General features: G+C 74.1%; 29 protein-coding genes. 23 read left to right on the top strand and 6 right to left on the bottom strand.

The window, feature by feature from the left end:
• Window position 1 precedes the first annotated feature (1 nt).
• Window positions 2–1012 (top strand): DUF3027 domain-containing protein, encoded by a 1011-nt coding sequence (locus ASD18_RS00215; RefSeq protein WP_056085660.1) that lies wholly within the window; start codon window positions 2–4, stop codon window positions 1010–1012.
• Window positions 1009–4110 carry a sacsin N-terminal ATP-binding-like domain-containing protein gene (locus ASD18_RS00210; RefSeq protein WP_056085659.1) on the top strand — a complete coding sequence of 1034 codons (3102 nt, stop codon included), beginning with the start codon at window positions 1009–1011 and terminating at the stop codon, window positions 4108–4110. The genes ASD18_RS00215 and ASD18_RS00210 overlap by 4 nt, the downstream gene beginning before the upstream one ends.
• On the opposite strand, the gene ASD18_RS00205 is transcribed toward ASD18_RS00210, so the two are convergent.
• From ASD18_RS00205 to flgN, 6 genes are all read right to left on the bottom strand, one after another.
• The gene (locus ASD18_RS00205) at window positions 4107–4382 is read right to left on the bottom strand and encodes a DUF2530 domain-containing protein (RefSeq protein WP_056085658.1); all 276 of its coding nucleotides are present in this window, start codon (window positions 4380–4382) and stop codon (window positions 4107–4109) included. The genes ASD18_RS00210 and ASD18_RS00205 overlap by 4 nt on opposite strands.
• A gap of 30 nt (window positions 4383–4412) precedes the next feature.
• Window positions 4413–5633, bottom strand: coding sequence for an EAL and HDOD domain-containing protein (locus tag ASD18_RS00200; RefSeq protein WP_056085657.1), 1221 nt, complete (start codon window positions 5631–5633; stop codon window positions 4413–4415).
• Between the two features lie 76 nt (window positions 5634–5709).
• Window positions 5710–6144: a flagellar assembly protein FliW gene (locus tag ASD18_RS00195; protein WP_056085656.1), complete on the bottom strand. Its 435-nt coding sequence runs from the start codon at window positions 6142–6144 to the stop codon at window positions 5710–5712.
• Complete coding sequence (gene flgL / locus ASD18_RS00190; RefSeq protein ID WP_235522199.1) at window positions 6141–7013, bottom strand: flagellar hook-associated protein FlgL; 873 nt, start codon at window positions 7011–7013, stop codon at window positions 6141–6143. Before flgL ends, ASD18_RS00195 begins: the two co-directional genes overlap by 4 nt.
• A 17-nt stretch (window positions 7014–7030) precedes the next feature.
• On the bottom strand, window positions 7031–8488 hold the full coding sequence (gene flgK / locus ASD18_RS00185; RefSeq protein ID WP_056085654.1) for a flagellar hook-associated protein FlgK: 1458 nt from the start codon (window positions 8486–8488) through the stop codon (window positions 7031–7033).
• 8 nt (window positions 8489–8496) lie between these two features.
• Complete coding sequence (gene flgN / locus ASD18_RS00180) at window positions 8497–8976, bottom strand: flagellar export chaperone FlgN (RefSeq protein ID WP_056085653.1); 480 nt, start codon at window positions 8974–8976, stop codon at window positions 8497–8499.
• Between the two features lie 408 nt (window positions 8977–9384).
• Here flgN and ASD18_RS00175 point away from each other — a divergent pair, with 408 nt between their 5' ends.
• The 21 genes from ASD18_RS00175 (at window position 9385) to ASD18_RS00075 (ending at window position 26355) form a co-directional block, all read left to right on the top strand.
• Entirely contained in the window at window positions 9385–10248 is an 864-nt protein-coding gene (locus ASD18_RS00175) for a sigma-70 family RNA polymerase sigma factor (RefSeq protein WP_056085652.1), read from the top strand.
• A gap of 106 nt (window positions 10249–10354) precedes the next feature.
• Window positions 10355–11569, top strand: coding sequence for a flagellin (locus ASD18_RS00170; RefSeq protein ID WP_056085651.1), 1215 nt, complete (start codon window positions 10355–10357; stop codon window positions 11567–11569).
• Between the two features lie 126 nt (window positions 11570–11695).
• Window positions 11696–13051: a flagellar filament capping protein FliD gene (fliD, locus tag ASD18_RS00165; protein WP_056085650.1), complete on the top strand. Its 1356-nt coding sequence runs from the start codon at window positions 11696–11698 to the stop codon at window positions 13049–13051.
• 34 nt (window positions 13052–13085) lie between these two features.
• Window positions 13086–13535, top strand: a complete 450-nt coding sequence (fliS, locus tag ASD18_RS00160) for a flagellar export chaperone FliS (protein ID WP_056085649.1) — start codon at window positions 13086–13088, stop codon at window positions 13533–13535.
• A 1-nt stretch (window position 13536) separates the two neighbouring features.
• Window positions 13537–13881, top strand: coding sequence for a hypothetical protein (locus ASD18_RS00155; RefSeq protein ID WP_056085648.1), 345 nt, complete (start codon window positions 13537–13539; stop codon window positions 13879–13881).
• A 158-nt stretch (window positions 13882–14039) separates the two neighbouring features.
• On the top strand, window positions 14040–14381 hold the full coding sequence (gene flgB / locus ASD18_RS00150) for a flagellar basal body rod protein FlgB (protein ID WP_056091237.1): 342 nt from the start codon (window positions 14040–14042) through the stop codon (window positions 14379–14381).
• The gene (gene flgC, locus ASD18_RS00145; RefSeq protein WP_056085647.1) at window positions 14381–14773 is read left to right on the top strand and encodes a flagellar basal body rod protein FlgC; all 393 of its coding nucleotides are present in this window, start codon (window positions 14381–14383) and stop codon (window positions 14771–14773) included. Before flgB ends, flgC begins: the two co-directional genes overlap by 1 nt.
• Before the next feature lie 2 nt (window positions 14774–14775).
• Window positions 14776–15084 carry a flagellar hook-basal body complex protein FliE gene (fliE, locus tag ASD18_RS00140; RefSeq protein WP_056085646.1) on the top strand — a complete coding sequence of 103 codons (309 nt, stop codon included), beginning with the start codon at window positions 14776–14778 and terminating at the stop codon, window positions 15082–15084.
• The gene (gene fliF, locus ASD18_RS00135; RefSeq protein ID WP_056085645.1) at window positions 15084–16694 is read left to right on the top strand and encodes a flagellar basal-body MS-ring/collar protein FliF; all 1611 of its coding nucleotides are present in this window, start codon (window positions 15084–15086) and stop codon (window positions 16692–16694) included. The genes fliE and fliF overlap by 1 nt, the downstream gene beginning before the upstream one ends.
• On the top strand, window positions 16691–17692 hold the full coding sequence (gene fliG, locus ASD18_RS00130) for a flagellar motor switch protein FliG (RefSeq protein WP_056085644.1): 1002 nt from the start codon (window positions 16691–16693) through the stop codon (window positions 17690–17692). The genes fliF and fliG overlap by 4 nt, the downstream gene beginning before the upstream one ends.
• Complete coding sequence (locus ASD18_RS00125; protein ID WP_056085643.1) at window positions 17685–18353, top strand: FliH/SctL family protein; 669 nt, start codon at window positions 17685–17687, stop codon at window positions 18351–18353. Before fliG ends, ASD18_RS00125 begins: the two co-directional genes overlap by 8 nt.
• Entirely contained in the window at window positions 18350–19687 is a 1338-nt protein-coding gene (locus ASD18_RS00120) for a FliI/YscN family ATPase (protein ID WP_056085642.1), read from the top strand. Before ASD18_RS00125 ends, ASD18_RS00120 begins: the two co-directional genes overlap by 4 nt.
• Window positions 19684–20118: a flagellar export protein FliJ gene (gene fliJ, locus ASD18_RS00115; RefSeq protein ID WP_056085641.1), complete on the top strand. Its 435-nt coding sequence runs from the start codon at window positions 19684–19686 to the stop codon at window positions 20116–20118. Before ASD18_RS00120 ends, fliJ begins: the two co-directional genes overlap by 4 nt.
• Window positions 20115–20741: a C40 family peptidase gene (locus ASD18_RS00110; RefSeq protein WP_056085640.1), complete on the top strand. Its 627-nt coding sequence runs from the start codon at window positions 20115–20117 to the stop codon at window positions 20739–20741. The genes fliJ and ASD18_RS00110 overlap by 4 nt, the downstream gene beginning before the upstream one ends.
• Entirely contained in the window at window positions 20738–21934 is a 1197-nt protein-coding gene (locus ASD18_RS00105) for a flagellar hook-length control protein FliK (protein ID WP_056085639.1), read from the top strand. Before ASD18_RS00110 ends, ASD18_RS00105 begins: the two co-directional genes overlap by 4 nt.
• Window positions 21935–21971: 37 nt before the next feature.
• Window positions 21972–22406, top strand: coding sequence for a flagellar hook assembly protein FlgD (locus ASD18_RS00100; protein ID WP_056085638.1), 435 nt, complete (start codon window positions 21972–21974; stop codon window positions 22404–22406).
• 21 nt (window positions 22407–22427) lie between these two features.
• Window positions 22428–23606, top strand: coding sequence for a flagellar hook protein FlgE (locus tag ASD18_RS00095; protein WP_056085637.1), 1179 nt, complete (start codon window positions 22428–22430; stop codon window positions 23604–23606).
• Between the two features lie 26 nt (window positions 23607–23632).
• A complete protein-coding gene (locus ASD18_RS00090) occupies window positions 23633–24205 on the top strand; it encodes a D-alanyl-D-alanine carboxypeptidase family protein (protein ID WP_056085636.1) in 573 nt (190 codons plus the stop codon).
• A gap of 145 nt (window positions 24206–24350) precedes the next feature.
• Window positions 24351–24656, top strand: coding sequence for a flagellar FlbD family protein (locus tag ASD18_RS00085; protein ID WP_235522198.1), 306 nt, complete (start codon window positions 24351–24353; stop codon window positions 24654–24656).
• Complete coding sequence (locus tag ASD18_RS00080) at window positions 24656–25432, top strand: motility protein A (RefSeq protein ID WP_056085634.1); 777 nt, start codon at window positions 24656–24658, stop codon at window positions 25430–25432. The genes ASD18_RS00085 and ASD18_RS00080 overlap by 1 nt, the downstream gene beginning before the upstream one ends.
• Window positions 25429–26355, top strand: coding sequence for a flagellar motor protein MotB (locus ASD18_RS00075; RefSeq protein ID WP_056085633.1), 927 nt, complete (start codon window positions 25429–25431; stop codon window positions 26353–26355). Before ASD18_RS00080 ends, ASD18_RS00075 begins: the two co-directional genes overlap by 4 nt.

Here is a 26355-nt window from a genome sequence, read left to right as displayed (position 1 = left end):
CATGCCTGCAGCTACCAAGGACGCGGTCCTCGGATCGGCCGTCGACCTGGCCCGTGAGGTTGCGATCGGCCTCGCGGAGGACCCCTCCGACGTCGGCGAGTACCTCGGCCTCGTCGTCGAGGGGGAGCGGCTGGTGTCGCACCGGTTCGCCTCCGCCGCCCGGGGCTACCGCGGCTGGGAGTGGACGGTCACCGTCGCTCGCGTGCCCCGCGGACGCACCGCCACGGTCTGCGAGGCCGAGCTGCTGCCCGGTCCGGACGCCGTGCTCGGCCAGGCCTGGCTGCCGTGGTCGGAGCGCATCCGCCCGGGCGACATCGGCCCCGGCGACGTGCTGCCCTTCAAGGCCGACGACCCGCGTCTCGAGCCCGGCTGGACCCCCACCGGGGACCCCGAGCTCGACGACGTGGCGATCGACGAGCTCGCCCTCGCCCGCGTGCGGGTGCTCTCGCCGCAGGGTCGCGACGAGGCCGCCGAGCGCTGGTACCGCGGACCGCACGGTCCGACGAGCGCCGGCTCGCTGGCGTCCGCCGCGGCGTGCGGCAGCTGCGGGTTCCTGGTCCCGATCCAGGGCTCGCTCGGCACCGTGTTCGGCGTCTGCGCCAACCAGTGGTCGCCCGACGACGGCACCGTGGTGAGCGTCGACCACGGCTGCGGCGCCCACTCCGAGACCGACTCCGAGGCCCCGCCGACCGACTGGCCCGCCGCCGACCCGCTGATCGACGAGCTCAGCCTGGAGCTGGTCAACCTCGCGCAGTCCGCCGCACAGGCCGCCCCGCAGGCGTCGGCGCCCGAGGAGACGATCGACGCGCCGGTCACCGACGACGCCGTCGAGGCAACGGTCGATGACGACACCGTCGACGCCCCTGTCGAGGTCGACGCTGTAGACGCCACCGAAGCCGACGTCGCGGAGCCGGTCGACGAGCCCGACACCGCTCCCGAGCCCGACGCGCCCGTCGACCCCGACGCGGCCGCCGCGGACCAGCCCGCCGCACGCCCCGACCCGGAGCCGTGACCACCGACGCCTTCGGGACGGCCGCCCTCCGCGCGGCCGTCCTGGGGGCGTGGCGGGCTTCCCCGGCTCGACTGCGGGAGGACGCCAACACCGAGGAGGACCACGCCCGCGGGTACTACCGCGACCGGGTCCTGGTCGAGCTGGCGCAGAACGCCGCCGACGCCGCCACCCGCGCGGACGTCCCGGGCCGGCTGCTCCTGCGGCTCGCGCACGCGGACGACGGCACCACCGCGCTGGTCGCCGCCAACACGGGCAGCCCGCTCGACGCCGACGGTGTGGCGTCGCTCTCGTCCATGCGGGCGTCGTCCAAGCGCGACAGCCACGAGGGCGTGGTGGGCCGGTACGGCGTCGGCTTCGCGGCCGTTCGCGCGGTGGCCGACGAGGTCTCCCTGCTGTCGACGACGGGCGGCGTGCGGTTCTCCGCCCGCGACACCGCGGAGCTGTTGAGCGAGGCCTCCGCGGACGTCCCGGCGCTCGCCGAGGAGGTCCGCCGGCGCGACGGCTCGCTCCCGGCCCTGCGCCTCCCGCTCCCCGCGGACGGTCGCCCACCCGCGGGCTACGACACCGCCGTGGTCCTGCAGCTGCGCGACGAGGTCGCGGCCGACGAGGTCCGCGCGCTGCTGCGCGAGGTCGGCGACCCGCTGCTGCTGGCCCTGCCGGGTCTGGTGGAGATCGTGGTCGAGGACCACACGTCGGACGCCCCCTCGCGCCGGTTCGCGGACGTCGAGGACCGGTGGGTGGTCGTGGCGGCCGAGGGCGACCTGCCCTTCGAGGTCGTCGCCGACCGCCCGGTCGAGGAGCGCAGTGCCCGCGCATGGCGGGTGACGTGGGCGGTGCCGCGCGTCCCGGGCGTGAGCTGGCCGGCGGTGGTGCACGCCCCCACGCCCACCGACGAGCCGTGCAGCGTCCCCGCCCTCCTCGTCGCCACCCTCCCGCTGGACCCCACGCGGCGGCACGTGGCGCCCGGCCGGCTGGCGGACACCGTGCTCGAGCACGCCGCGACGGCGTACGCGCGGCTGGCGCACGAGCGGGCCGAGGCCGACCACGACCCGCTGGCCCTGGTGCCGACCGGTCTGGCGGAGGGCTCCCTCGACGGCACGCTCCGGGACCTGGTCGTCGAGCGGCTCTCACGGACCCCCCTGCTGCGCCGTGCCGCGGGGTCGACCGACGACACCCCTCACCCGCTCGTCGCCCCCGACCGCGCGGTGATGCTCGCGGACGGTGCCGGCAACCACCCGCGTGCGATGGCGGCGCTGGGCCGGCGGGTCGCGGGGCTGGTCGTCGTGCCGGTGGGCCGGGAGGGTCAGGCGCGGGCGCTCGGGGTGGAGGAGCGCAACCTCGCGGACGTGGTGGAGGAGCTGCCCGCCGTCGACGACGGAGCGTGGGCCGAGCTCTACGACGCGCTGGACCCGCTGGCGGACGACGCCCGGGCGCGCGAGGCCCTCGGTGCGCTGCCGGTGCCCCTCGCCGACGGCCGCGTGGTGCGGGGCGCGCGCGGCCTGACCCTGCTCGACCCGGCGGAGGTCGACGCGGTGGGCACGGAGGCGCTGCGCACGCTGGGGCGCTGGGGCCTGCGCGTGGTCGACGCCGCGGCGTCGCACCCGCTGCTCGGTCGGCTGGGCGCGGACGCACCGGACGCGCGCGGGCTCCTGGAGCACCCCGCGCTGCGGGCGGCCGTGCTGGAGCAGGCCGACGACGACGACCTCGCGCTGGCCGACGAGGTCACCGACGCGGTCCTCGCCGTCGTGCGTGCGGCGATCGGCGACGCCGGCCCCGGCACCGGGCACGCGCCCTGGCTGGGCCTCCTGACCCTCCCCGCCGTCGACGGCGAGCCGACGCCCGCGCACGGCCTGGTGCTCCCGGACGGACCCGCGGCCGACCTGCTGGACCCGCGCGTGCTGGCGCCCGTGACCCTCGAGGCGGTCGAGCGCTGGGGTGCGGCGACCCTCGTCGCCGTCGGGGTGCGCGACGACCTCGCCGTGGTCCACGTGGCCGACGTGGTCGCCGAGCCCGCCGCGATCGACCCGGACGGGACCGACGACGCCAGCCTGGCCGCGCAGTCGCTCGACGCCTGGCCCGACTACCTCGCGCACCTGTCGACGACGCTGGGCGGTGGCGAGTACGTGGGCGACGTCGACGCGGTGGCCGACCTGGACGCGGTGGAGGAGGGCCGCTGGCCCGACGTCCTCGCGCGGCTCGCCTCCGTCCCGGCGCTGCGGCGGGCGCTGCTGGACCGGGTGCGCGGCGAGCGCGGGGCGACTGCGGCGTCGTACACCGCCTGGTGGCTGCGCGAGCGGGGGCCGGACCGGCTCGGCGGCATCTTCGCGATCGACGGCGACGAGACCGAGCCGACCCTGCGGGACGTGCTGCCGGCGGTGCCGGACGTCCTCCGAGGTCTCGACGGGGGGATCCAGCGGGCGCTCGGCGGGGTCGGCCGGTTCGACGAGCTCGGCGCCGACGCCTGGGTGCAGGTGCTCGACGCGCTCGGGCACCCCGGGTCCCCGGTGGACGAGCGGACGGCGGTGGCGCTCTGGCGGGGGATCGCGGCCGCGGCCGCACGCTCGGACGGCGGACCGGTGGCGCGTCCTGCGGAGCGGATCCCTGCGCTCGTCGCCCCGGCGCAGGTGGCGGTGGTGCACGCCGACGACGCGGCCGTCGCCGAGCAGCCCATGTGGTGGCAGCGCACGGACGTGGCGGCCATGGTGCCGGCCACGCCGGCGCACGCGGACGCCCTGGCGGCGCTGCTGGACCTGCCGCTGGCCACGGAGCTGGCGGCCGGTGAGATCGACGACGCGGACCGCTGCGTGGAGCAGCCGGTGCCGGCGGAGGTCTCCGCGCTCCTCGACGACGCCCCGGTCACCTGGTGGGAGCACGAGGAACTGACCGTCGACGGAGCGCCGGTGGACTGGTGGGTGACGGGCGCCGGCGTGCAGGCGGTGGTCCGTGCCGTGCACGCGGCGGGGCTGGCCGCGGGGTTGGCGCAGGCGGGCGGGCGCTGGTCGGCGCGGCACGCGATCGAGGCGGTGCTCGTGGCCCCCGAGCGCGCGGCGGAGCTGGTGATCGGGACGGTGCTCGACGAGACCGTCGACCCCCGCTAGTCCTGAGCGGGCGGCTCGTCGGTCGTCGTCGCGGGGGGAGCGGGTCGGTGCCGGCGGGCCCAGGCGGCCCCGAGCAGGCCGAGGACGACGCCCGTCGCGCACACCCACACGATGTCCCACTCGACCTCGCCGGTGAACGCGAGGACCCCGGTCACCAGCATCGCCACCAGCCAGATCCCGGTGCCCACCAGAACCACCCGCTGGAGGTCGATGGCGACCGGAGGGGGAGTGGTGCGGGTGGGGTGCAGCAGGGTGGCGAACGGCGAAGGCACGGGAGAAGCGTAGTCGCCTCCGCCGGAGGGTCAGGCGGTCGGAGAGACCGCGAGCGCCGTCGCCGTGGCGTATGCCTCGGACACGGCGGCCAGGTGGGCCTGTGCCACGTCGCGAGGGACGAGCCCGGTCGCAGCCACACCCTCGGTGTCGTTCTCCTCGTGCGCCAGCACGGCGGCCAGGACCGGCCCGTACACCCCGGTCTGGTCCCGCAGGGCGTGCGCGATCTGCTCGGACACGCCCGAGCGCTCCACGAGCGAGTCCACCGACAGGTGCTCCTGCGCGGCGACTGCGGAGAGGAGGCCGACGGTGTACCCCGCGTCGGAGCCCGTCAGGGTCCCGCACGTCAGTGCGCGTGCGAGGACGGACCAGAGTGCGGCCACCGTCGCCGGCCGCGCGTCGACCAGCGAGGCGATGGCCAGCGCGCTCAGCTGCCGCGGGCCCAGGAGGACGACCGCGTGGCGCACGGAGTCGATGTGGCGCCGCACCCCGGTCGCGCTCGAGTTCACCATGGCCAGCACGCGCATGCTCAGCTCGGGGTCCGACTCGACCGTGTGGACGACGGCCTCGTGGTCCGGCGAGTCTGTCGACAGGAGGCGCACCAGCGTCAGGCACTGGATCTCGCCGGCCCGGAAGTCGCGGCCCGTGCCGTCGGGGTGACGCTCGAACATGGGGCCCTGCAGGAGGTCGACGCCCAGGGCGAGGGCGAACGCGATCGACTCGGTCGAGGCGACGCGCTCCCCGATGACGCGGATGTCGGGGTGCTGGTGCGCACGACGGACCAGGTCCAGGAGCCGGTCCTGGGAGCGGCCCATGTGGACCTTCACCACGTCGACGAGGGGGAGCAGCGCGTCCTGCGCGGCCGTGCCGGTGTAGTCGCCGAGCGCCAGGCCGTAGCCGAGCAGACGCAGCTCGATGAGCCGTTCGACGGTGTCGGGCAGCCCTGCGAGCAGCGCCGGGACCTCGAGGGCGATGCCTGCGGAGGCGGCGGGTGCGGGGACCCGCCCGAGGAGCAGGCCGGTGGTCGCGCGGAGCATGAGGGGCCGGTCACCGGCGATCGTCGAGGGGTCCAGCGTGGCGTACTCCTCGTCGGCCAGGTCCTCGACCAGGCTCTCCGGGATCAGCGCTCCGTCGGCGTCGTGCACCTCGGCCCGGACCGCGTACCCGAAGACCGATCGGTCCGGGTGCACGATCGGCTGGCGCAGCAGGGTGGCGCCGCGCGTGAGGCGGTCGTGGTCGTTCAGCACGCTCATGTCTCTCCCCGGTGATGTCCGTCGCTCCACCCATCGGACGGAGCGGGGCGGACCTGAGGTGTCGGGGGGAGTCGGCTCAGCCGACCGGCGCGCGCAGCGGCCAGTCCCCGTCCAGCACCACCTGGGCGGCGTGTCCCGAGCGGGTGTCGACCACGATCGGGGCGAGCAGGTTCACGGTCGGACCGCCCTGCGCACCCTGCCCGGGGTGGACCACGGCGAGCACGGCCGTGTGCTCCGCGTCCGCGTCCCAGGTGAGCGCGTCGGAGTCGATCGTCGGCTCGTAGTCCGGGAAGTGCGCCACGGGGCTCACGACGAAGAGGCGCACGGGGGCGTCGGACGCGTCGGCCGGGACGCTGCGCAGTGCGAACAACACACCGTGCTCGTCGAGCGCCTCGAGCGAGTACCGGACGTGCCCCGGCAGCCCGAGCAGCGGCGTCGACAGCTCCAGGAGCACGGGGACGTCGACCGAGAGGTCGCCGCTGCCGGCCACGCGGACCGTGGACGTGCTCATCGCAGGAAGTCCAGGAGCGAGGGCTGCAGGACCTTGCTGGCTGCGCCGAGCGCGCCCTGGTAGGCGACCTCCTGCATCTGCAGCTCGAGGATCACCTCGGCGAGATCGATGTCCTCGATGCCGGAGAGCTGCGACTTCACGGTGAGCTCCTGGTCCTTCAGCGAGCTCGTCACGGCGATGACCTGCGCGTGCCGGGCACCGACCGACGAGACCTCGGTGAGCATCGCCTCCATGCGGGAGTCGATGGCGTCGAGGTGCGTGGTCGGGTCGCCGCCGGACCGCAGCGTCGCGGCGACGGTGTCCAGCAGCGCGAACACCGAGCCTGCGCCGGTGCCGAAGACCGCCGCGCCGTCGGAGTCCACGCGGACCGTGTTGTTCGGGCCGATCCTGCGCTCGACGGGGAGCGCGGTGGGGCTGCCCGTGAACGCGTAGCCAGTGCCGAACGCCGCGCCGGCGTCGGACGTGCCGGCGAACACGGAGCGGCCCACGTAGCTCGAGTTGGCCTGGTCGAGCAGCGAGTCGCGGACCCCCTCGATCTCGGCGGCCAGGGCTTCGCGGGACGTCGCGCCGAGCGCACCGTCGCCACCCTGGATCGTGAGGTCGCGCGCGCGGCGCAGGGCGGCGAGCGACGAGCCCAGCGCCGAGTCCACGGTGGTCAGCCACGAGTCGCCGTCGGAGGCGTTGCGGGCGTGCTGCGTGACGGACCGCTGGTCGCCGCGCAGCCGGAGCATGTCCGACGCCCCCGCCGGGTCGTCGGACGGCACGCTGATCTTCTTGCCGCTGGACATCTGCGCCTGCAGCGATGCCATCGCGGACAGGTTGCCCTGGAGGTTGGCCAGCGTCTGGCGCTGCACCGTCTGATGGGTCACACGAGCGATCATTGCGACTACCTCCCCACGAGGCCGGTGCGGTTGATGAGGGTGTCCAGCATCTCGTCGATGGCGGTGAGCACGCGTGCCGCACCCTCGTACGCGCGCTGGTACGCGAGCATGTTCACGGTCTCCTCGTCGGTGTCGACGCTCGCCTGGGCGAGCTGCTGCGCGGCGGCGGTCGCGCGGGCGGACTCCGCCACCTTCGCACGCGAGCCCGCCGACGCGGTGCGCACCCCGAGCTCCACCACGGCCGCGGCCCACGTGGAGTCGGGGCCGTCGGCCGCGGTGGCCAGCTGGGCGATGGCGTCGCCGATCGAGCCGTCGAGCGCCCCGCCGCCGGGCGCGGCGACCGCCACGCCCGCAGGGTCGCTGATGGCGACGGTGAGCCCGAGCGCAGCGGGGCGTCCCGCCGCGAACGTGAAGAAGTCGCCGCCGGGAGCGCCGGTCCCCGACGTCACCGCACCCGAGTGCAGCGCGTTGACCTGGGTGGCGATCGTCGTCGCGAGCGCGTCGTAGCGCGCCGCCACCTCCGTGAGGATGCCGCCGGTGCCGGAGCCGTCCGTGGGGGCGAGGACCGAGAGAAGTCCGGCGACGCGACCACCGTCGAGTCCCGCGGAGCGTGTGGGGTGCGCGGCCCAGACCACGGTGACGGCCTCGCCGTCGACCGGGGGCACCGCCGTGGCGTCGCCGGCTGCCTGCGCGAAGCTGGTGGCTCCCTGCACGGCCAGCGCCTGTGCGCGGTTCCCCGACACGAGCGCGTTGCCGCCGACGAGCAGGTCGACCTGTCCGTCGGGTCGCACCGAGATGGCGGCGCCGACCAAGGAGGACAGTGCGGTGACGAGCTGGTCGCGCTGGTCGGCGAGCTCGTGGGCGGTGCCGCCGCTGTTGGTGATGGCGAGGATCCGGCCGTTGAGGTCGGCGACGCTCTCGGCGGTCGTGTTCACCTGGTCCACGAGCGCGACCGTGGAGGAGCGGGCCTGCGTCCACTGCGTCCGCGCCGCCGTGTAGAGGGTGCCGATCCGGTCGACGACCGCGCGGGCGTCCTCGAGCAGCACGGCCTTGGCCGACCCCTTGTCGGGGGTGTTGGCGACGTCGTGCCACGCACCCCAGAACGTGGAGAGCTGGCTGGACAGACCCGTCGCCGCCGGTTCGCCGACGCTGGTCTCCAGCGCGGTGTAGGCCTCGGCCCGCGCAGAGAGGTACGAGGCTCCGGACGTCTGCGTGCGCAGGCGGGCGTCGAGGAACATGTCGGCGAGGCGGTCGATGCTCGAGACGCGGGTCCCCTCGCCGGTGCCGTCCGACGTCGAGAACATCGACGGCACGGTCGCTGCGGGCAGGGCCGCGAGCGTCGCGCGCTGACGCGTGTACCCGACGGTGTTGGCGTTGGCGATGTTCTGCCCAGCGACGTCGAGCGCCTGCCGCTGCGCGATGAGCGAGCTGAGCGCGGTGCCGAGACCGGAGAAGGTGCTCACGGGTCCCCTTACAGCGATCGGTCGACGAGCTGGGCCGTGGGTGCTGCACCGGCGGCGTGACCGGAGCCGTCGTACGTGTGCACCTCCTGCAGGGACAGGAGCGTCTCCTGGGTGGCGCGGTGGGACATGGCGAGCAGCTCGCGGTTGCCGTCGGCGAGCATGGAGATCTCGGTGGTGAGCGAGGCGAACGCGTCGCGGTGCGCCCGAAGGAGCTCGTCCCACGGGGCGGGCGCGTGCTCGGCGAGCTCGGCGAGGCTGGCGCCGGGCGCGAGACCGAGCATGGCGGCGACGGCGTCGGCCTCCGCGGCGCGGCCGAGCTCGGCCGTGCGGATCTCGTCGAGGACGCTCTCCACCTCGCGCGTGGCGTGACCGAGCCAGCGGCTGCGGCCGCTGGACAGGATCATCTGCTCCTCCTCCAGCTTGAACAGGAGCAGCTCCAGCAGCGTCCGCTCGCGCCAGAGCACGTCGGAAAGCCGGGTCAGTGCCATCGGGGTCGCCTTCCTTCCTTCCCGGGCGGGGGGTCACGTGCGTCTGTAGCCACCTATCGGATGGTGACCCCCGCATGGTGACTGTTCCGGACCCACGAGTTCTGCCACAAGTGCCCGCATTTGTGATGCAGGACCAATGACCCATTGAGTCGGCACCCATGACAGTGGGGGTGTCGAAGCGCTTCCAACCTGGACGATCGTCCGACTTTCGTGCGTCACGATGTGACCACGCTCCCATGACTGTGATCTGCATCACATCCCCACTGAGGGGTGGTAGCACCCTTGGCGGATGTGCCGCGTGATCACGGGGATCGGGGTCGAAAAACGATTCAGTCGTCGCACAGCGCGCTCACATGTTGACGCGAGCAATCACTAAAGAGAGGGCCCAAGGCGACCGAGCGAGTCCGGGTGACCAACCCCGCCGCCTCCGTCGACGACCTCGTCCTCGCGAATCTGCCCCTCGTCGGGTACGCCGTCAGCGAGCTGCTGCACCGCGTCCCGCCGAGCGTGTCGCGCGACGAGCTCGCCTCGGCCGGCAGCCTCGCGCTGGTCATGGCGGCCCGCGCGTACGACCCCACGACCGGGGTGCCGTTCGCGCGGTACGCGTCCTTGCGGATCCGGGGCGCGCTGCTCGACGAGCTGCGGTCCATGGACTGGGCGTCGCGCGGAGCCCGGCAGCGTGTCCGTGAGCTGGCGTCCACCTCCGAGCGCCTGACCGCCACACTGGGGCGCGCACCGAGCCGCACCGAGCTGGCCGGCGCCATGGGCACCGACGTCGCCGCCGTCGACCGCGCCGCGCAGGAGACCGCCCGCCGCGTGCTGAGCATCGACGCCGCCGACCCCGCCATCACGGACATGGTCCGCGACGACGCGCCCAACCCGGAGGAGGCCCTGCTCACCGCGGAGCGCCTGCACTGGCTGCGCGCGGCGGTGCACACGCTCCCCGAGCGGCTGCGCGTCGTGGTCGAGGGCGTCTTCCTCCAGGACCGTTCCGTCGCGGAGCTCGCCGACGAGCTGGGCGTCACCCAGTCCCGCATCAGCCAGCTGCGCACCGAGGCGCTCAGCCTGCTGCGCGACGGGCTGAACGCCAACCTCGAGCCCGACCTCGTCCCGGCGGGCGAGCGCCCCGACGGCGTGGCCGAGCGTCGCCGCCACTCGTACTTCGCCGCGATCGCCGCCCGCGCGGCCATGGCCGCCACCCCGACCGCGGCGCCGGGCCTCGTGCCGGAGCAGCGCCCCGCCGTCAGGGCCATGCCGTCCGTCTCCGCCTGACCGAAAACTTGTCCCAGGAAACTCCTCAGACCGGCGCCGGGCAGCCGATGGGCAGGGCAAGCCCATGGAGGGGCTGTTCGGACCCGACTCAAGGAGGAAGATCACGATGGGTCTCTCGATCAACCAGAACATCGCGGCAGTCAACTCGTACCGCAACCTGTCCAACACGCAGAACGACCTGAGCAAGTCGCTCGAGAAGCTGTCCTCGGGCTTCCGCATCAACCGCGCGGCCGACGACGCTGCCGGTCTGGCCATCTCCGAGGGCCTGCGCTCGCAGGTCGGCGGCCTGAAGGTCGCGGCCCGCAACGCGCAGGACGGCATCTCGGTCGTGCAGACCGCCGAGGGCTCCCTGACCGAGGTGCACGCGATCCTGCAGCGCGTTCGTGACCTTGCCGTCCAGGCCGGTAACGACTCCAACAACGCGGACGCCCGCGCCAACATCACGACGGAGGCGACGAGCCTCGTCTCCGAGCTCGACCGGATCGGCAACTCGACGAACTTCAACGGCACCAAGCTCCTCGACGGCTCCGCCGGCGGGGGCTCGGGCAAGATGACGTTCCAGGTCGGGGCGGACGGCGACGCCAACTCCCAGATCGTGGTCGACCTGTCCGGCGCCGACATCAAGTCGCTCGCGGCCGACCTCAAGACCGGTGCGCTGGCGACGTCGGGCACGCAGTTCAACATCGCGGCAGCGGGCGTCAGCGCGCTGGCCACGACCGCTGCGACCTTCACGACCACCAAGGGCGGCGTCGCCACCACGATCACGACCGGCACGCTCGGCGACACGGCCGACGGCTCGGCCGCCAACTTCCAGTCGGTGGACGAGTACGCCGGTGCCCTGCGGGCCGACGCCGCGTTCGCGGCCAACTTCACGGTCTCGGTCGTGAAGGACGCCAACGGTGCCGGCACCGGCATCGTCGTCTCCGCCCTCAACGGCGGCGCGGTCGGCACGGCCGACCCCGACGGCGCGGGCGCGGGCTTCACCGCCGTCGGTACCGCTGGGGCGACCTCGACGGTCGGCCTCAAGTTCGACAGCGCGACCAACGCCCAGGCGTCGATCAAGCTGCTCGACGACAAGATCAAGGGCGTCTCCACCGCTCGCGCCAACCTCGGTGCGATGCAGAACCGCCTCGAGCACACCATCAAGAACATCAACGTCTCGGTCGAGAACCTGTCCGCGTCGGAGAGCCGGATCCGCGACACGGACATGGCCTCGGAGATGGTGTCCTTCACCCGCGCGCAGATCCTGTCGCAGGCCGGCACGGCGATGCTCGCGCAGGCCAACCAGATCCCCCAGGGCGTCCTCTCGCTCCTGCGGTGATCCTGACCTGGGCCGCGGGTGATCCCCTGCGGCCCAGGGTTCGACCCACCGGTGGCGGGCCGGCGCACAGCCGCCCGCCACCGGTGCACCACCCGGAATCCCCGCACCTGATCGGACGGACGGCTCATGGCATCCCTCGGCATCGACGGCCTGGTGAGCGGTCTCGACACGACCTCGCTCATCAACAGCCTGATGTCCGCCGAGGCCATGCCGCAGTCCCTGCTCAAGACGAAGCAGAGCTCCACCACGTCGCTGGTGACGGCGCTCCAGGCCCTGAACACCAAGGTCGCCTCGCTCGCCGAGTCCGCGACCAAGGCCGCCACCGCTGCGTCCTGGAACGCCACGAAGGCCGTCGCGTCGAGCACGTCGGTCACCGCCACCACCACGACCAGCGCGCAGCCCACCGCGCTGAGCTTCACCGTCGACGCCGTCGCGCAGGGCCAGGTCTCGCTCACCAGCCCTGCTGACCTCGCGGCGTTCACCGGCGGCGCGTCCACCCTGACGATCCGCAAGGCGGACGGCACGCTCACCGAGATCGCCGTCGGCACGGATGCCGCCGCGACGGCCCGCGCGATCTCCTCGTCGGCCGCGGGCGTCTCCGCGGTCGCCGTGACGGTGGGTGGCGACACCCGGCTGCAGCTCTCCGGGACGTCCACCGGAGCCGGCGCCGCGTTCACGGTCTTCGCCGGCACCAAGGCGGAGGTCGAGGCGGGCACCGCCACGTCGGTCGGGCTCACGCCCACCCGCACCGCGCAGGACGCGACGATCACGCTCTGGCCGGGCAGCGGGGCCGCGCAGCAGGCGACCTCCGCCACGAACACGTTCTCCGACGTGCTGACCGGCACGAGCATCACGGTCTCCAAGGTCGAGACCGAGCCGGTCACCCTCACGGTCGCGCGGGACACCGCAGCGCTCACCGCGCTCGCCTCGGGCCTCGTGGGTTCGCTCGGCGTGGTGCTGTCGGAGATCTCGTCCCGCAGCGCCACCACGACCACCACGGACAGCGACGGCCGGACGATCGTCACGGGCGGGCTCTTCTCCGGCGACAGTGCCGTGCGGGGACTCCAGCAGCAGCTGTCCACCGCCGCGTCCTACGGCGTGGACGGCGTCTCGCCCTCCGCCGTCGGCATCACCGTGAACCGCGACGGCACCTTCGCGTTCGACAGCACGACGTTCTCCGCCGCCCTCGCCGCGGACCCCGACAAGGTGCAGAAGGTCGTCGCCGGCCTCGCGCAGCGGGTCGCGGACGTCGCCACGAGCACCAGCGACTCCATCGACGGCTCGCTGACCCGCAAGATCACCGGCCAGCAGGGGGTGGTCACCGAGCTCGGCAAGCAGATCGAGAACTGGGACACGCGGCTCGCCCTGCGCCGCGAGTCGCTGCAGAAGACCTACTCCGCCCTCGAGGTCACCCTCTCGGGCCTGCAGTCGCAGTCGTCCTGGCTGTCCAGCCAGCTCGCCTCTCTGTCGGCCTCGAGCTGACCCCGAACGTCCGACCGATCGAAGGGCACCTCTCATGCACAGCGTCCGCTCCCGGTACGTGACCTCCGCGGTCGAGACCGTCGGCCCCGCCCGCCTGCTCACCATGCTGTACGACCGCATGCTGCTGGACGTCGACCGCGGCGTCGAGGCGCTGCAGTCCGGCGACCGGGTCGGCGGCAGCACGCACCTGCAGCACGCGCAGGAGATCGTGGCCGAGCTCATGGTCAGCCTCCAGCCGGACGGCTGGGAGGGCGGCGAGCAGCTCATGGCGATCTACCGGTACCTCCTGGCCGAGCTCATCGGTGCCAGCGCACACGGCGACGCCGACCGGGCGCGGGCGTGCCGGGACCTCGTGCTCCCGTTGGCCGACGCCTGGCACGCGGCCGCGGAGGAGCTCACCCGGGCAGCAGCCCCGGCCGTCACCACGGTCCCCGTCGCGACGACCGACGCCGCGATGGGTGCCAGGCTCCTCGGCGTCGGCTGAGATGGCCACCGCCGCGTCGGGCACCGATCTGTGGGTCGTCGCCTGGTCGGAGGCTCTCGACGAGCTGGAGCTGGATCTCGCGACCGCCGAGGCCGCGCTCCGCGACGCCCACCTCACCAGCGTCGGTGAGGTCGCCCGCTCCGCCGCATGGCACCCCCGAAGCGACCTCGGTCCGCTGCCCGCCGCGCTGCACGTCCGCGCGCAGGCTCTCCTGGACCGCCAGCTCGACACCGCCCGGCGCACCGCCGAGGCCATCACGCGCAGCCGCCGCCAGATCGCCGCGACGCGCGCCCTGCAGGGCCGTCCGGCGGATGCCGCGGCCGTCTACGTCGACGCCGAGGCCTGACCCCCGCACCCGAACGGGTGAAGCCGGATCGGGTCGCAGGAAGTCCTCCACACCACGGCGTCGCGGCCGATGGGGACAGTGAGCACGGATCGCTCGCACAGCAGGCCACGGATCGGCCGACCTCGTCTCCTCGTCGGTGAGGGTGGTCCGTCATGGGCATGTTCGACTCCGTGAGCTCCGTCGCGCTCAACAGCGCGCTCGACGGTCTCGCCCTGCGCCAGCGCGTCATCGCGAACAACGTCGCGAACATCCAGACGCCCGGCTTCCAGGCGCAGCGCGTCTCGTTCGAGGACGAGCTGAGCCAGGCCGTCCGGCACGGCAGCGGCGCGGTCACGGCGCAGGTGGCCCGGTCGTTGGAGCCGACGCGCGAGGACGGCAACAACGTCAACCTCGACACCGAGACGCTGCTCAACGTCGACACCAACCTGCGCTACCAGCTGGCGACCCAGGCGATCTCCGGCCAGTTCTCGTCGGTGCGCGCCGCGATGCGGACCAGCTGATGACGATCTTCGGCGCGATCGGGATCGCGAGCACGGGTCTGACCGTGCACCGCAAGTGGCTCGACGCGGTCAGCGACAACCTGGCGAACGTCAGCACGGTCCGCGCGACCAGCGAGGACGCGTTCCGGCAGAAGTACGTGGTCGCCCAGGAGATGCAGAACGGGGGCGGCGTCCAGGTCGCCGGCATCGTCGAGGGTTCCGCGGAGGGCCGGCTCGTCTACGAGCCGGACAACCCGCTGGCCGACGACGAGGGCTACGTGCGCTACCCCGACATCGACATGTCGAGCCAGATGACGCAGCTGATCATGGCCCAGCGCGGCTACCAGGCGAACGCCGCCGTGGTGGACCGCGCCAAGGAGACCTACGCAGCGGCCCTCCAGATCGGACGATGAGCATGAGCTTCCCCGTCACCGCGGTGTCCGCGGTCACCCCCACGTCCTTCGTCGGCCCGACTGCCGCGACCACGGCGACCGACCCCGCGTCCGGCGCCGGCTTCGCCTCGGTGCTCGGCTCGATCGACCAGCTCCAGGGGCTCCAGGCGACGTCGAACAACCTCGCCGTGCAGGCGGTGACCGGTGACCTCGACGACATCCACGACTACACGATCGCCGCGGCCGAGGCGTCGACCGCGATCGAGCTGACCGCCGCGGTGCGCAACAAGGCCGTCGAGGCGTTCTCCGAGATCATGCGGATGCAGGCCTGATGCCCGCGCAGATGCAGGCGGCGATGAGCCGGATGACGGCGGCGGCCAAGGAGTTCTCGCTCGCCCAGCGCACCCTCGTGATCATCGGCGTCGCGGTGCTGGTGCTCGGTGCCGTGGCGCTGAGCAGCTGGCTGTCCAAGCCGACCATGAGCCCGCTGTTCACCAGCCTGTCGGGGGCGGACGCCAGCGCGGTCGTCGACGAGCTCGAGTCCGCGGGTGTCTCCTACCAGCTGGCCGACGGCGGCTCCACCGTGATGGTGCCGGCCGACCAGCTCTACAACCAGCGCATCAAGCTCGCCGCCGCGGGGTTGCCGACCAACGCGGACGGCGGCGGGTACTCGCTGCTCGACGAGATGCCGATGACGTCCTCGGAGTTCCAGCAGCAGAAGACCTACCAGCGCGCGCTCGAGGGCGAGCTGGCCAAGACGATCGGTGCGATCGACGGCGTCGACGCGGCGACCGTGCGGCTGGCCATGCCCGAGGACTCGGTGTTCGTCTCCGAGAAGGCGGACCCGACGGCGTCGGTGTTCGTCCGCACCCGTGCCGGTGTCACCCTCGGCGCCGACCAGGTGCAGTCGATCGTGCACCTGGTGTCCGCGGGCATCGAGGGGATGGAGCCCACCGACGTCGCCGTCGTCGACTCCACCGGCCAGGTGCTCTCCGCCGTGGGCACGGGCGCGACAGGGGGCGGGCTCGCGGGCCGGCAGACCAACGAGTACGAGGAGCGGGTGCGCGGCGCGGTCCAGGCGCTGCTCGACCAGGTGGTCGGCGCGGGGCACTCCGCGGTCACGGTGACCGCCGAGCTGGACTACGACGAGACCCAGCGCACCGTGGAGCAGTTCTCCGCCACCGAGGGGACACCGCCGCTCGCGTCGTCCACCACGACGGAGGACTACACGGGCTCCGGGGGCACGGCCACGGGCGTGCTGGGCCCCGACAACATCGCCGTGCCCGAGGGCGCCTCCGGCACGGGCACCTACACGTCGACCACCGAGGACGTCACCAACGCGGTGAACAAGAGCACCGAGGTCACCACCGCGGCGCCGGGCGCCGTCGAGCGCCAGTCGGTCGCCGTCGCGGTCGACACCGAGGCCGTCGCGGGGATCGACATGGCGGACCTCTCGCAGATGGTCGCGGCCGCCGCGGGCATCGACACCGAGCGCGGCGACACGATCGCGGTGCAGAGCATGGCGTTCGACACGTCGCAGGCGGAGACGGCGGAGGCGGCTCTCGCTGCGGCGGACGCCGAGGCCGAGGCGGCCGCCAGCACGTCGTTCGTCCGGCAGGCCGCGATCGCGGGAGCCGCCCTGCTGCTCGTCATCATCGTGGTGATCGCCGTCGCGCGGCGGTCCGGCAGGTCCCGGCGGACGGCGATCGACCTGGGCGAGATCCCGCTCGGTCCCGGCCCGCACGACCCGCTCGGGATCGAGGGCGTGTCCGCCGACGACCTGCCGGCCCTCCCGGCCGGTCCGCAGCAGCTCGCCCCCGACCCGGTCGCGGTCAAGCGAGCGGAGATCGGAGCGCTCGCGGACGACCAGCCCGACGAGGTCGCCGACCTGCTGCGCGGCTGGCTCGTGGGCTCCGGCGCGTCGTCGGGACGTGGCCGATGAGCACGCTGACGGGGTCGCAGAAGGCGGCGATGCTCCTGGTCCAGCTCGGTCGCGACCGCGCGGCACGCGTGATGGCCCGGCTGGACGTCGCGGAGATCGAGGAGCTGACCGCGGAGATCATGCGGCTGGACCGCGTCGACCAGGCGATGGCTGACGAGGTGCTGGAGGAGTTCTACGCCGCGTCCGTCATCGGTCCCGGGGTCGGCGGTGGGATGGGCCTCGCGCAGCACCTGCTCGAGGCGTCGCTCGGCGCCGACCAGGCGGCCGGCGTGATGGAGCGGCTCCAGACGAGCATGGCCGGTCAGCCGTTCGAGTTCCTCCAGCAGGCCGACGCCCGCCAGGTGATCTCGCTGCTGTCCGGCGAGCACCCCCAGGCGATCGCCCTGGTGCTGGCCCACCTGCGACCCGAGCACGCGTCGGCCATCCTCGCCGGCCTCGAGCCGGGACTGCAGGGCGAGGTCGCGCACCGCATCGCGCTCATGGAGCGGGCGTCGCCCGACGTGGTCGCCGTGATCGCCGACTCGCTCCAGCGCAAGGCCTCGACCGTGCTGGCGCCGCGCGAGCTGGCTCCCGTCGGTGGCGTGCAGCCGCTCGTCGAGATCATCAACCGCGCTGACCCCACCACGGAGAAGCTGATCCTCGAGGGGCTGTCCAGCCGCGACGAGGCGCTGGCGGAGGAGGTCCGCAGCCGGATGTTCGTCTTCGGCGACATCGTCCTGCTCGAGGACCGGGCGATGCAGCTGGTCCTGCGGCAGGTGGAGACCTCCGAGCTCTCCGTGGCGCTCAAGGGCGTCTCGGTCGAGGTGCGCGACACCGTGCTGCGCAACCTGTCCGAGCGTGCCCGGGAGAACCTGGTCGAGGAGATCGACCTGCTCGGTCCGGTCCGTCTGTCGCAGGTGGAGGACGCCCGCGCCGGGATCGTCCAGGCGATCCGCCGGCTCGAGGAGAGCGGGCAGATCGTCATCCGTCGCGACGGGGAGGACGAGTTCGTTGCGTGAGCAGCTGTCGTTCGTGCCCCTCGGCGCGCCCGCCTCGCAGGCGCGCTCGCAGGCCGCCGTCGCCACCGCCTTCCGGCCCGCGGTCCTCGACGTGCCCGTGGTGGACGTCGCGGTCCGTGAGGCCTCGCGGGCGGCGGGCTTCGCGGCCGGGTTCGCCGCCGGAGCCCGCGAGGCAGCCGCGACCGCCGCGGCGGAGGCCGCCCGCGTCGCCGCCGCGCGTGCCGTGGCCGACGCGGCCGCGTCCGCGGCCCTGGCGCACGCGCTCGACGTGCTCGCGGCGGCCACGGCCGCTGCCCAGGCGCGCACCGCACCGGTGCTCGCGGAGGCCGAGGCGCTCCTGCACGCGGGTGCCCTGGAGCTGGCCCGGGCCGTGCTCGGTGTCGAGCTGGACGACGCGGAGCGCTCCGCGACCGCGGCGCTGGCCCGGGTCCTGCGCCGCTCGGTCGCACCCGAGACCGTGACCGTCCACCTGCACCCGCGCGACCTCGACGCACTGCGCGTCGCCGGTGCCGCCGAGGTGCCCGACGGCGTGGAGCTCGTGGCGGACGCAGCGCTCGCGCCCGGCGACGCCGTGGCGCGGCATGCCGACGGGTACCTCGACGCGCGCATCGGCGCGGCGCTGGACCGCGCGGCTGCCGCTCTCTCGCGGGACGTCGCATGACGACCGCGCTGCGCAGCCGCTGGGACGACGCGCTCGACGCCGTCGCGCCCGAGGTCGTGGGCACGGTGAGAGCAGTGGTGGGCCTCTCGATCGAGGTCGCCGGGACGGGCGCCGCCGTGGGCGAGCTGCTGCGGATCGACGGCGGAGCGGTCGACCCGTCGTCGGCGGGCGTGCTCGCCGAGGTCGTGGCCACGACCGGCAGCACCGTGCGGTGCATGCCGCTCGGCGCCACCCGCGGCATGCGCGCCGGCATGCCGGTCCGCCCGTTGGGCACCGCGCTGCGCGTCCCCGTGGGCGCCGGGCTGCTGGGCCGGGTGCTCGACGGTCTCGGGCGGCCGATCGACGGCCTGGGTCCGCTGCGCGCGGACGCGTGGGTCCCGGTGGACGGCCAGGCGCCGCACCCGCTGGACCGGGCGCGCGTCGACGCCCCGCTGGACCTGGGCGTCCGCGTCCTCGACACGCTGGTGACGGTGGGACGCGGTCAGCGTCTCGGGCTGTTCGCCGGGTCCGGCGTCGGCAAGTCCAGCCTGCTGTCGATGATCGCGCGCGGCACCGACGCCGAGGTGTCCGTGATCGCGCTGGTGGGGGAGCGCGGGCGCGAGGTGCGCGAGTTCCTCGAGGACGACCTCGGCCCGGAGGGGCTCGCGCGCAGCGTGGTCGTCGTCGCGACCTCCGACGAGCCGCCGCTCGTGCGGCTGCGCTCGGCTTTCGTCGCCACCCGGATCGCGGAGCACCTGCGCGACGGCGGGGCGCACGCCGTCCTGATGATGGACTCGCTCACCCGCGTCGCCATGGCGCAGCGGGAGATCGGGCTGTCGGTCGGCGAGCCGCCCGCCACCCGCGGGTACCCGCCGAGCACGTTCGCTCTGCTCGCCCAGCTGCTGGAGCGTGCCGGCACCGGCGCGACCGGCTCGGTCACCGGGCTCTACACGGTCCTCGTCGACGGGGACGACCACAACGAGCCGATCGCCGACGCCGCCCGCTCGATCCTCGACGGGCACGTGGTCCTCGACCGCCGGCTGGCCGTCGCGGGCCACTTCCCGAGCGTGGACGCGCTCGCGTCGATCAGCCGCGTCGCGTCCCGGGTCTCCTCGACCGAGCGCCAGCTGCTCGCCCGCCGGTTGCGCGCGGTGATGGCTGCCCGCCGCCAGGCGCAGGACCTCCTCGACGTCGGCGCCTACGTGGCGGGCTCCAACCCGCTCGTCGACGCGGCCGTCACGCACGGCCGGGCGATCGACGCGTTCCTGCGCCAGGGCATGGACGAGTCCGCGCCCGCCGAGCAGTCGTGGGCCCACCTGGCCGCGCTCGTGCACGGCCTCGGAGACCTGTCGTGACCCGCGCCTTCCCGCTGGCCGGGCTGCTGCGCCTGCGCGCGCTGGCCGAGGACCAGGCGGCGTCCGAGCTGGCCCTGGCGCGCCGCGAGCAGGCGTCCGCCGAGCGCCGCGCCCGGGAGACCGCCGAGCGCCTCTCGGGGTCGACCATGCCCGCCGTGGGCGACCGCCTCGCCTGGCACGCCGCGGTCGCCGGCCGGGCTGCGCTCGGAGCGCTGCTGGTCGAGCGGCGCACCGAGGTGGTGCACGCCGAGGCGGCGACCGACGACCGCGCGCAGACGTGGACCGACGCGCGCCAGCGGGTGCGGGCGCTCGAGCGGCTCGAGGAGCGGCACGACGAGGCCGAGCGTGCCGAGGAGGCGCGTGCGGAGCAGAAGGTGCTCGACGAGGTGGCCGGCCGGCGTGTCGCCGAGGACCGGGGGTCGGACGCATGACCGCCGGGATCATGGCCGTGCAGGCCCGGATCGGGGAGCTGCGCCGGCTGGTCGAGGGGCCGACGGTCACCGCGAAGGTCGCCACGACGACGCCGAGCGTCTCCTTCGACGCCGCGCTCGCCGCAGCCACGACCGTGTCGACGGGCACGCAGTCGAGTCCTGCACCCACCGGGCAGGACCTCGTCGCCGCGGCCACGACGTACCTCGGGGTGCCCTACGTGTGGGGCGGGGAGTCGCTCGACGAGGGAGGCCTCGACTGCTCCGGGCTGGTGCAGCGCGCGCTGGCCGACATCGGCGTCACGGACGTGCCGCGGGTCGCCCGCGAGCAGATGACCCTGGGGACCGCGGTCCCCTCGCTCGACCAGGCGCTGCCCGGGGACCTCGTCGTCTTCGGCGGCGGCAGCCACATCGGGATCTACGTGGGAGACGGCAAGATGATCGACGCCCCCAAGCCGGGCAAGGCGGTGATCGTCCGCGACGTCTACACGGAGCCGACGGCCATCCGCCGCATCCTGCCGCAGGCCGGAGCCGCAGCGGCCGCGACCACGGACAGCCGTACGGCGGTCGCCGCCGCGCAGCGTGCCGCACTCCAGGCGCTCGCCGGACTGGGCGCCACCGCATGACCGCCGCCCTCACGGCACTGCCGCTGGCCGCCGCGCGACCCGCCCGCACCGTCGCGACCGCGCCGCAGGGCGACTTCGCCCAGGTGCTCGAGCAGGTGTCCGCGCGGGCCGACGCCCCGAGCACCCGCGACCGGTCGACGAACGAGCCCCCGCAGCCGACGACCGTACGGACAGGCTCGCCGACGACGCGCGACGGCGCGACGACGGAGGCCGAGGCCGGTGCGGTGGACGACGAGACCGCCGCGGCAGCCGCCGGGGCGACCGGCACCACGACCGCGACCGACGTCTCGGCCACCGTTCCGGTCGTCATGACCGATGTCTCCGCCCTGATCCCGCCGACCGCCACCCCGGTGCCCGCGCCCGCGGCCGTCGCGCCGACCCTCCCGGTCGCCCCGGACACCGCAGCGCCCGTGCCCACCACCGGCCCCGCACCGGCCACCCCGGCACTCCCGACCGCCGCGCCGGCCGGCCGGCCCGCCGTCGCCCCGACGGTCGCGGTCGACCCGCCCCAGCCGACCGCGGCCGGCGTCGACAGGGTGGCCGCGGGCATCGACCGTCCCGCGGCCGGCCCCGCGCAGGCGTCGGCGCCGGTGTCCGACGACCAGGTCACCCTCCCGACCACCCCGGCCGGCACGACGCCCCCCATGCCCGCGGCGGACCAGCCGACGGTCGTGAGCCCGACCCCGACCGCGGTCCCGACGGCGGCCGTCGTCGCGCCGACCGCGCCCGCACCCACCACCCCGACCGCCCCGACCGTGCCCGCCGTGCCGGCCCAGCCGACCCCGCCGCCGCTCGCCGAGCAGCTCGGCGCACGGCTCACGGCCCTCACCGGTCCCGGCGGGCTCGGTCGCGGGCGGCACATCCTCACGGTCCCGGTCGACCCGGAGAACCTCGGACCGGTGCGGATCGTCGCCCACATCGGGCCGGAGTCGGTCCGCGTGGAGCTGGTGGGCGCCACCGAGGCGTCCCGCGAGGCGCTGCGCGGTGCCCTGTCCGACCTGCGCCGGGACCTCGCGGCGAGCGGGCTCACGGTCGACGTGGGCCCCGAGGGCGGGCGGTCCGACGGACGCGAGCCGGACGCACGCGGTGCGCTGCCCCGGCCGCCGGCCGGGGTGCCGGTCCACGAGCCCGGCACCCCGGTGCCCGTGACGCCCGACCGGCCACCGTCCCGAGGGCTCGACCTCCTCGCCTGACACCCACCCGACCGTCCCCCAGAACCCCGGAGGAAGCATGTCCATCGACGTCTCGTCGTTCGGCGCGGCACGTGCCGCGACCGGCACCGGCACCGCCGGCTCCAGCACCGCCAGCAACGGTGAGCTGGACAAGCAGGCGTTCCTCGACCTGCTGGTCGCGCAGCTGCGCAACCAGGACCCGAGCAGCCCCATGGACTCGTCGCAGCTCATGGCGCAGACCACCCAGCTCACCACGATGGAGAAGCTCGTCGAGCTCTCCGACACCTCGCGCGAGTCCTTCGCACTGCAGATGCGCATGGCTGCCGCCTCCCTGGTGGGGCAGCAGGTCACCTGGGCCGACGCCGACGGCGGCGGTCACACCGGCACGGTCTCCGGCGTCTCCTACGCCGGCTCCGTGCCCACAGTGACGGTGGGCGACCAGACCGTCGCGCTCGACGCCGTCTCGTCCGTCACCAAGCCCACCCCCGCCTGACGTTCTCGAAGGGAACCTGACATGCTCCGCTCGCTCTTCTCCGGCATCAGTGGCCTCCGCAGCCACCAGACCATGCTCGACGTCACCGGCAACAACATCGCCAACGTCAACACGACCGGCTTCAAGTCGTCGCAGACCCAGTTCCAGGACACGCTCAGCCAGGTCCTGCAGAACGCGGGCGGCGCCCAGGCGGGCACCGGCGGCACCAACCCTGCGCAGGTCGGCCTCGGTGTGCGCGTCGCGGGCATCACCACCAACTTCACGCAGGGGGCGTCCCAGATCACCGGGCGCAGCACGGACATGATGATCCAGGGCGACGGGTTCTTCGTCGTCCGCAAGGGCGCCGAGACCTACTACACGCGGGCCGGTTCCTTCGACTTCGACGCCACCGGCCAGATGGTGCTCCCGGGCGAGGGCGCGCTGGTGCAGGGCTGGGCGGCGGTCAACGGCGTCGTCGACACCAACGGCCCGCTCTCCGACCTGCGTGTCCCGGCGGGCGCGATCATGCCCGCGGTCGCGACGACGTCGGCCACCTACGAGGGCAACCTCGACGCGGACGCCGCGGTCGGCACCGTCCTGGAGCGCACGGTGGGCGTGTTCGACGCCATCGGCAACGAGCGCGAGCTGGCCCTCACGTTCACCAAGACCGCCACCGGCTGGTCCCTGTCCGCCACGGACGGCACCGCGACGGTCACCCCTGGGGCCCTCACGTTCGCTGCCGACGGCTCGCTGGCCACGCCCACCACCCTCACGGTCGGCGGCGTCGCGGTGGACATCTCCGGGCTGTCCGGGTTCGCAGGCTTGGACACCGCCAAGGCGAAGACGCAGGACGGGCAGGCCGCGGGCACGCTGCAGAGCTTCGCGCTCGGCGCCGACGGGACGATCACGGGCTCGTTCAGCAACGGTCTCAAGCAGACGATCGGCCGCCTGGCGCTCGGCTCGTTCACCAACCCCTCGGGTCTGGAGAAGGCCGGCGGCTCGCTGTTCCGCACGTCGGTGAACTCCGGCGACCCGCAGGTCGGCGCGGCCGGCACGGGCGGTCGCGGGTCGCTGGCCGGTGGGTCGCTCGAGATGTCGAACGTCGACCTGTCCGCCGAGTTCACCTCGCTGATCATCGCGCAGCGCGGGTTCCAGGCGAACTCGCGGGTCATCACCACCTCCGACGAGGTGCTGCAGGAGCTCGTCAACCTCAAGCGCTGACGGTTCGTCCGGGAAGGGGCAGGCTCATGCAGGGGATCGCCGCGATCGCGCAGCGCATGGCGCAGATCCAGGCACTCGTGGCGCCGCCGGTGGTGGTCCCGACGACCACGACCGGCGGTGCGACGACGGGCACCTCGTTCGCGGACGCCCTGGCCGTGGAGGTCGCCCGCACCACGCCGGCCCCCGCGGCCGCGCGTCTCAACGGCGACGGGGTGCCCGCCGAGCTCGCCGCGTACGGCAACGGGAAGATCCCCGCGTCGGCCCTGCAGGAGGTCGGCACCACGGGCCATCGGCTCTGGGCACCCGCCGCGCAGGCGCTCACCGGCCTGATCTCCGCCGCGGCGGCCGACGGGGTGACCGTCGGCATCTCCGACTCGTACCGCTCCTACGCGGGGCAGGTGGACGTCGCACAGCGCAAGGGCCTGTACAGCCAGGGTGGTCTCGCGGCCGCACCCGGCACCAGCGACCACGGCTGGGGGATGGCCGTCGACCTCGACCTCGGCCCGGCGGCTCAGGCGTGGATGCGGGCGCACGGGGCGGAGCACGGCTTCGTGGAGGACACCCCGCGCGAGCCGTGGCACTGGGCCTACACCCCGTAGCTGCCCGACAGCCGTCGGGGACGACTCCTCAGATCCCCGGGGTGCCGGTCGATCGGAGGGTCATGCGGGCCCACGGACGGGACCGAGCAGCGGCACCAGCCGCTGCAGGAGCAGGTGACCAGGGACGGGTATCGCCGTGATTGTCGTGACGCGCCTTGCCGGAGGGCAGTTCGGGGTGAACCCCGACCTCATCCAGCGCATCGACAGCGCGCCGGACACGATCCTCACCCTCATCGACGGCACCAAGTACATCGTCGCCGAGTCCATGCCCGAGGTCATCGACCGCATCCAGGAACAGCGCGCGCAGATCCTCGCCCGCGCCCAGGAGATCCAGGTCCAGCCGCGGATGGAGCTGGTGCCGGATCTTCCGTCCGAGCCCGACGACACCGACGAGCCCGCCCCGGGTGGCACGTTCACGCCGCCCGTCCCCTTCCGACCGAGGAGCGGCTGATGGACCCCGCCGGCCTGATCGGCATCGGCATCGCGTTCGCCGCCATCTTCGGGGCGCTGTTCCTCGAGGGCGCGGACCCGATGTCGATCTTCCTGCCCGCCCCCCTGCTGCTCGTCTGGGTGGGGACCGTCGGCGTCGGCATCGCCGGCCACACCATCAAGGACGTCGTCGGGTCGTTCGCCGCCGTGCCGCGCGCGCTGCGCAGCAAGGCGCCGGACCCCGCCGCCACCGTGGACACCGTGGTCGAGCTGGCCGACCGCGCGCGGCGCGAGGGCCTGCTGGCGCTCGAGGACGCGACGCGCACCATCGACGACCCGTTCCTGCGCGGCGGCCTGCAGGCGGCGATCGACGGCACCGACCCGGACGACCTGCGCACGATCCTCGAGGACAAGATCTCGACCAAGCGGACGCGGGACCGGGTGCACGCCAAGTACTTCGTGGACATGGGCGGGTACGCGCCGACCATCGGCATCATCGGCACGGTCATCTCGCTGGTGCACGTGCTGGAGAACCTGTCCAAGCCGGCCGAGCTGGGGCACTCCATCGCCGCCGCGTTCGTCGCGACGCTGTGGGGGATCCTGTCCGCGAACGTGGTCTGGCTCCCGCTCGGGGCGCGGATCCGCCGCATCTCCGACCTCGAGTGTGCGCAGATGGAGGTCACGCTCGAGGGCCTGCTGGCCGTGCAGGCGGGTGCCAACCCGCGCCTCGTGGGTGAGCGGCTGCGCAGCCTGCTGCCCGAGGAGCCGCCCGCCAAGTCCGCCAAGGCCGCCGCATGAGCACCGCCACCGCGCACGGCGCCAAGCGCGGACGAGGCGCCCGCGGGGGCGGCCACGAGGAGGAGCATGTCAACCACGAGCGCTGGTTGATCAGCTACTCGGACATGATCACCGTGCTCATGGCCCTGTTCATCGTCCTGTTCGCGATCAGCCAGGTGGACCAGGACAAGTACGTCGCCCTGCGGGACAGCCTCTCGGCGGGGTTCCAGGACACGACGACGTCCCCGTCAGTGCTCGACGGGAGCGCGGGGACCATGGACGGCACGAGCGTCGTGCCGGACACCAGTCCCGCCGCCGGCACCGCCGGCATGGTGAGCGCCGACAACGGCCTCGGGATGCAGGGCTCCGAGCCCGTGCCGCAGCCCACCACGACCGCGACCACGTCTGTGGACCCGGCGGTGCTGGCGGCGGCCGAGAAGGAGGCCGCGCACCTGCAGGAGCTGCAGGCGATGATCGCCGCGAACCTGGCGGCCAACGGGCTCGACGGCACGGTCCGGTTCCGGATCGACGAGCGCGGGCTGGTGCTCGGCCTGGTCGCCGACGACGTGTTCTTCGCCGCCGCGAGCGCCGAGATGACGGAGACCGCGCGCCGGGTGCTGGACGTGGCGGCCCCGTCGCTGGTGGGCCTCGGGGAGCAGATCTCCGTCGAGGGCCACGCCAACGTGATCCCCGTCTCGGGTCGGTACGCCACCAACTGGGAGCTCTCGACCGACCGCGCGACGCAGGTGCTGCGGCACCTCGTCGAGCGTGACGGCATGCCCGGCGCTCGGATCATGGCGATCGGCTTCGGGGACACCCGTCCGCTCGTCGCCGACGGGTCGGCCGACGCCCTCGTGCAGAACCGCCGCGTCGACCTCGTCATCCTCAGCGCCGCACCCGAGCAGGTGCGTGCGCTCCTCCCCGCCCTGACCGCGAAGGGATAG

Source organism: Cellulomonas sp. Root137, from assembly GCF_001426725.1.
Taxonomy (GTDB): Bacteria; Actinomycetota; Actinomycetes; order Actinomycetales; family Cellulomonadaceae; genus Cellulomonas.
Note: the sequence above shows the minus strand (reverse complement) of the source record. Positions and strands in the feature narration are given on the sequence as shown.

Bases quoted from the DNA above. Each gene is read 5' to 3' on its own strand.
- ASD18_RS00215 (WP_056085660.1), top strand. From the start codon at position 2: ATGCCTGCAGCTACCAAGGACGCGGTCCTCGGATCGGCCGTCGACCTG.
- ASD18_RS00200 (WP_056085657.1), bottom strand. From the start codon at position 5,633: ATGAGCGTGCTGAACGACCACGACCGCCTCACGCGCGGCGCCACCCTG.
- ASD18_RS00195 (WP_056085656.1), bottom strand. From the start codon at position 6,144: ATGAGCACGTCCACGGTCCGCGTGGCCGGCAGCGGCGACCTCTCGGTC.
- flgN (WP_056085653.1), bottom strand. From the start codon at position 8,976: ATGGCACTGACCCGGCTTTCCGACGTGCTCTGGCGCGAGCGGACGCTG.
- ASD18_RS00170 (WP_056085651.1), top strand. From the start codon at position 10,355: ATGGGTCTCTCGATCAACCAGAACATCGCGGCAGTCAACTCGTACCGC.
- fliD (WP_056085650.1), top strand. From the start codon at position 11,696: ATGGCATCCCTCGGCATCGACGGCCTGGTGAGCGGTCTCGACACGACC.
- fliS (WP_056085649.1), top strand. From the start codon at position 13,086: ATGCACAGCGTCCGCTCCCGGTACGTGACCTCCGCGGTCGAGACCGTC.
- ASD18_RS00155 (WP_056085648.1), top strand. From the start codon at position 13,537: ATGGCCACCGCCGCGTCGGGCACCGATCTGTGGGTCGTCGCCTGGTCG.
- flgB (WP_056091237.1), top strand. From the start codon at position 14,040: ATGTTCGACTCCGTGAGCTCCGTCGCGCTCAACAGCGCGCTCGACGGT.
- flgC (WP_056085647.1), top strand. From the start codon at position 14,381: ATGACGATCTTCGGCGCGATCGGGATCGCGAGCACGGGTCTGACCGTG.
- fliE (WP_056085646.1), top strand. From the start codon at position 14,776: ATGAGCTTCCCCGTCACCGCGGTGTCCGCGGTCACCCCCACGTCCTTC.
- fliF (WP_056085645.1), top strand. From the start codon at position 15,084: ATGCCCGCGCAGATGCAGGCGGCGATGAGCCGGATGACGGCGGCGGCC.
- fliG (WP_056085644.1), top strand. From the start codon at position 16,691: ATGAGCACGCTGACGGGGTCGCAGAAGGCGGCGATGCTCCTGGTCCAG.
- ASD18_RS00120 (WP_056085642.1), top strand. From the start codon at position 18,350: ATGACGACCGCGCTGCGCAGCCGCTGGGACGACGCGCTCGACGCCGTC.
- ASD18_RS00110 (WP_056085640.1), top strand. From the start codon at position 20,115: ATGACCGCCGGGATCATGGCCGTGCAGGCCCGGATCGGGGAGCTGCGC.
- ASD18_RS00105 (WP_056085639.1), top strand. From the start codon at position 20,738: ATGACCGCCGCCCTCACGGCACTGCCGCTGGCCGCCGCGCGACCCGCC.
- ASD18_RS00100 (WP_056085638.1), top strand. From the start codon at position 21,972: ATGTCCATCGACGTCTCGTCGTTCGGCGCGGCACGTGCCGCGACCGGC.
- ASD18_RS00095 (WP_056085637.1), top strand. From the start codon at position 22,428: ATGCTCCGCTCGCTCTTCTCCGGCATCAGTGGCCTCCGCAGCCACCAG.
- ASD18_RS00090 (WP_056085636.1), top strand. From the start codon at position 23,633: ATGCAGGGGATCGCCGCGATCGCGCAGCGCATGGCGCAGATCCAGGCA.
- ASD18_RS00080 (WP_056085634.1), top strand. From the start codon at position 24,656: ATGGACCCCGCCGGCCTGATCGGCATCGGCATCGCGTTCGCCGCCATC.
- ASD18_RS00075 (WP_056085633.1), top strand. From the start codon at position 25,429: ATGAGCACCGCCACCGCGCACGGCGCCAAGCGCGGACGAGGCGCCCGC.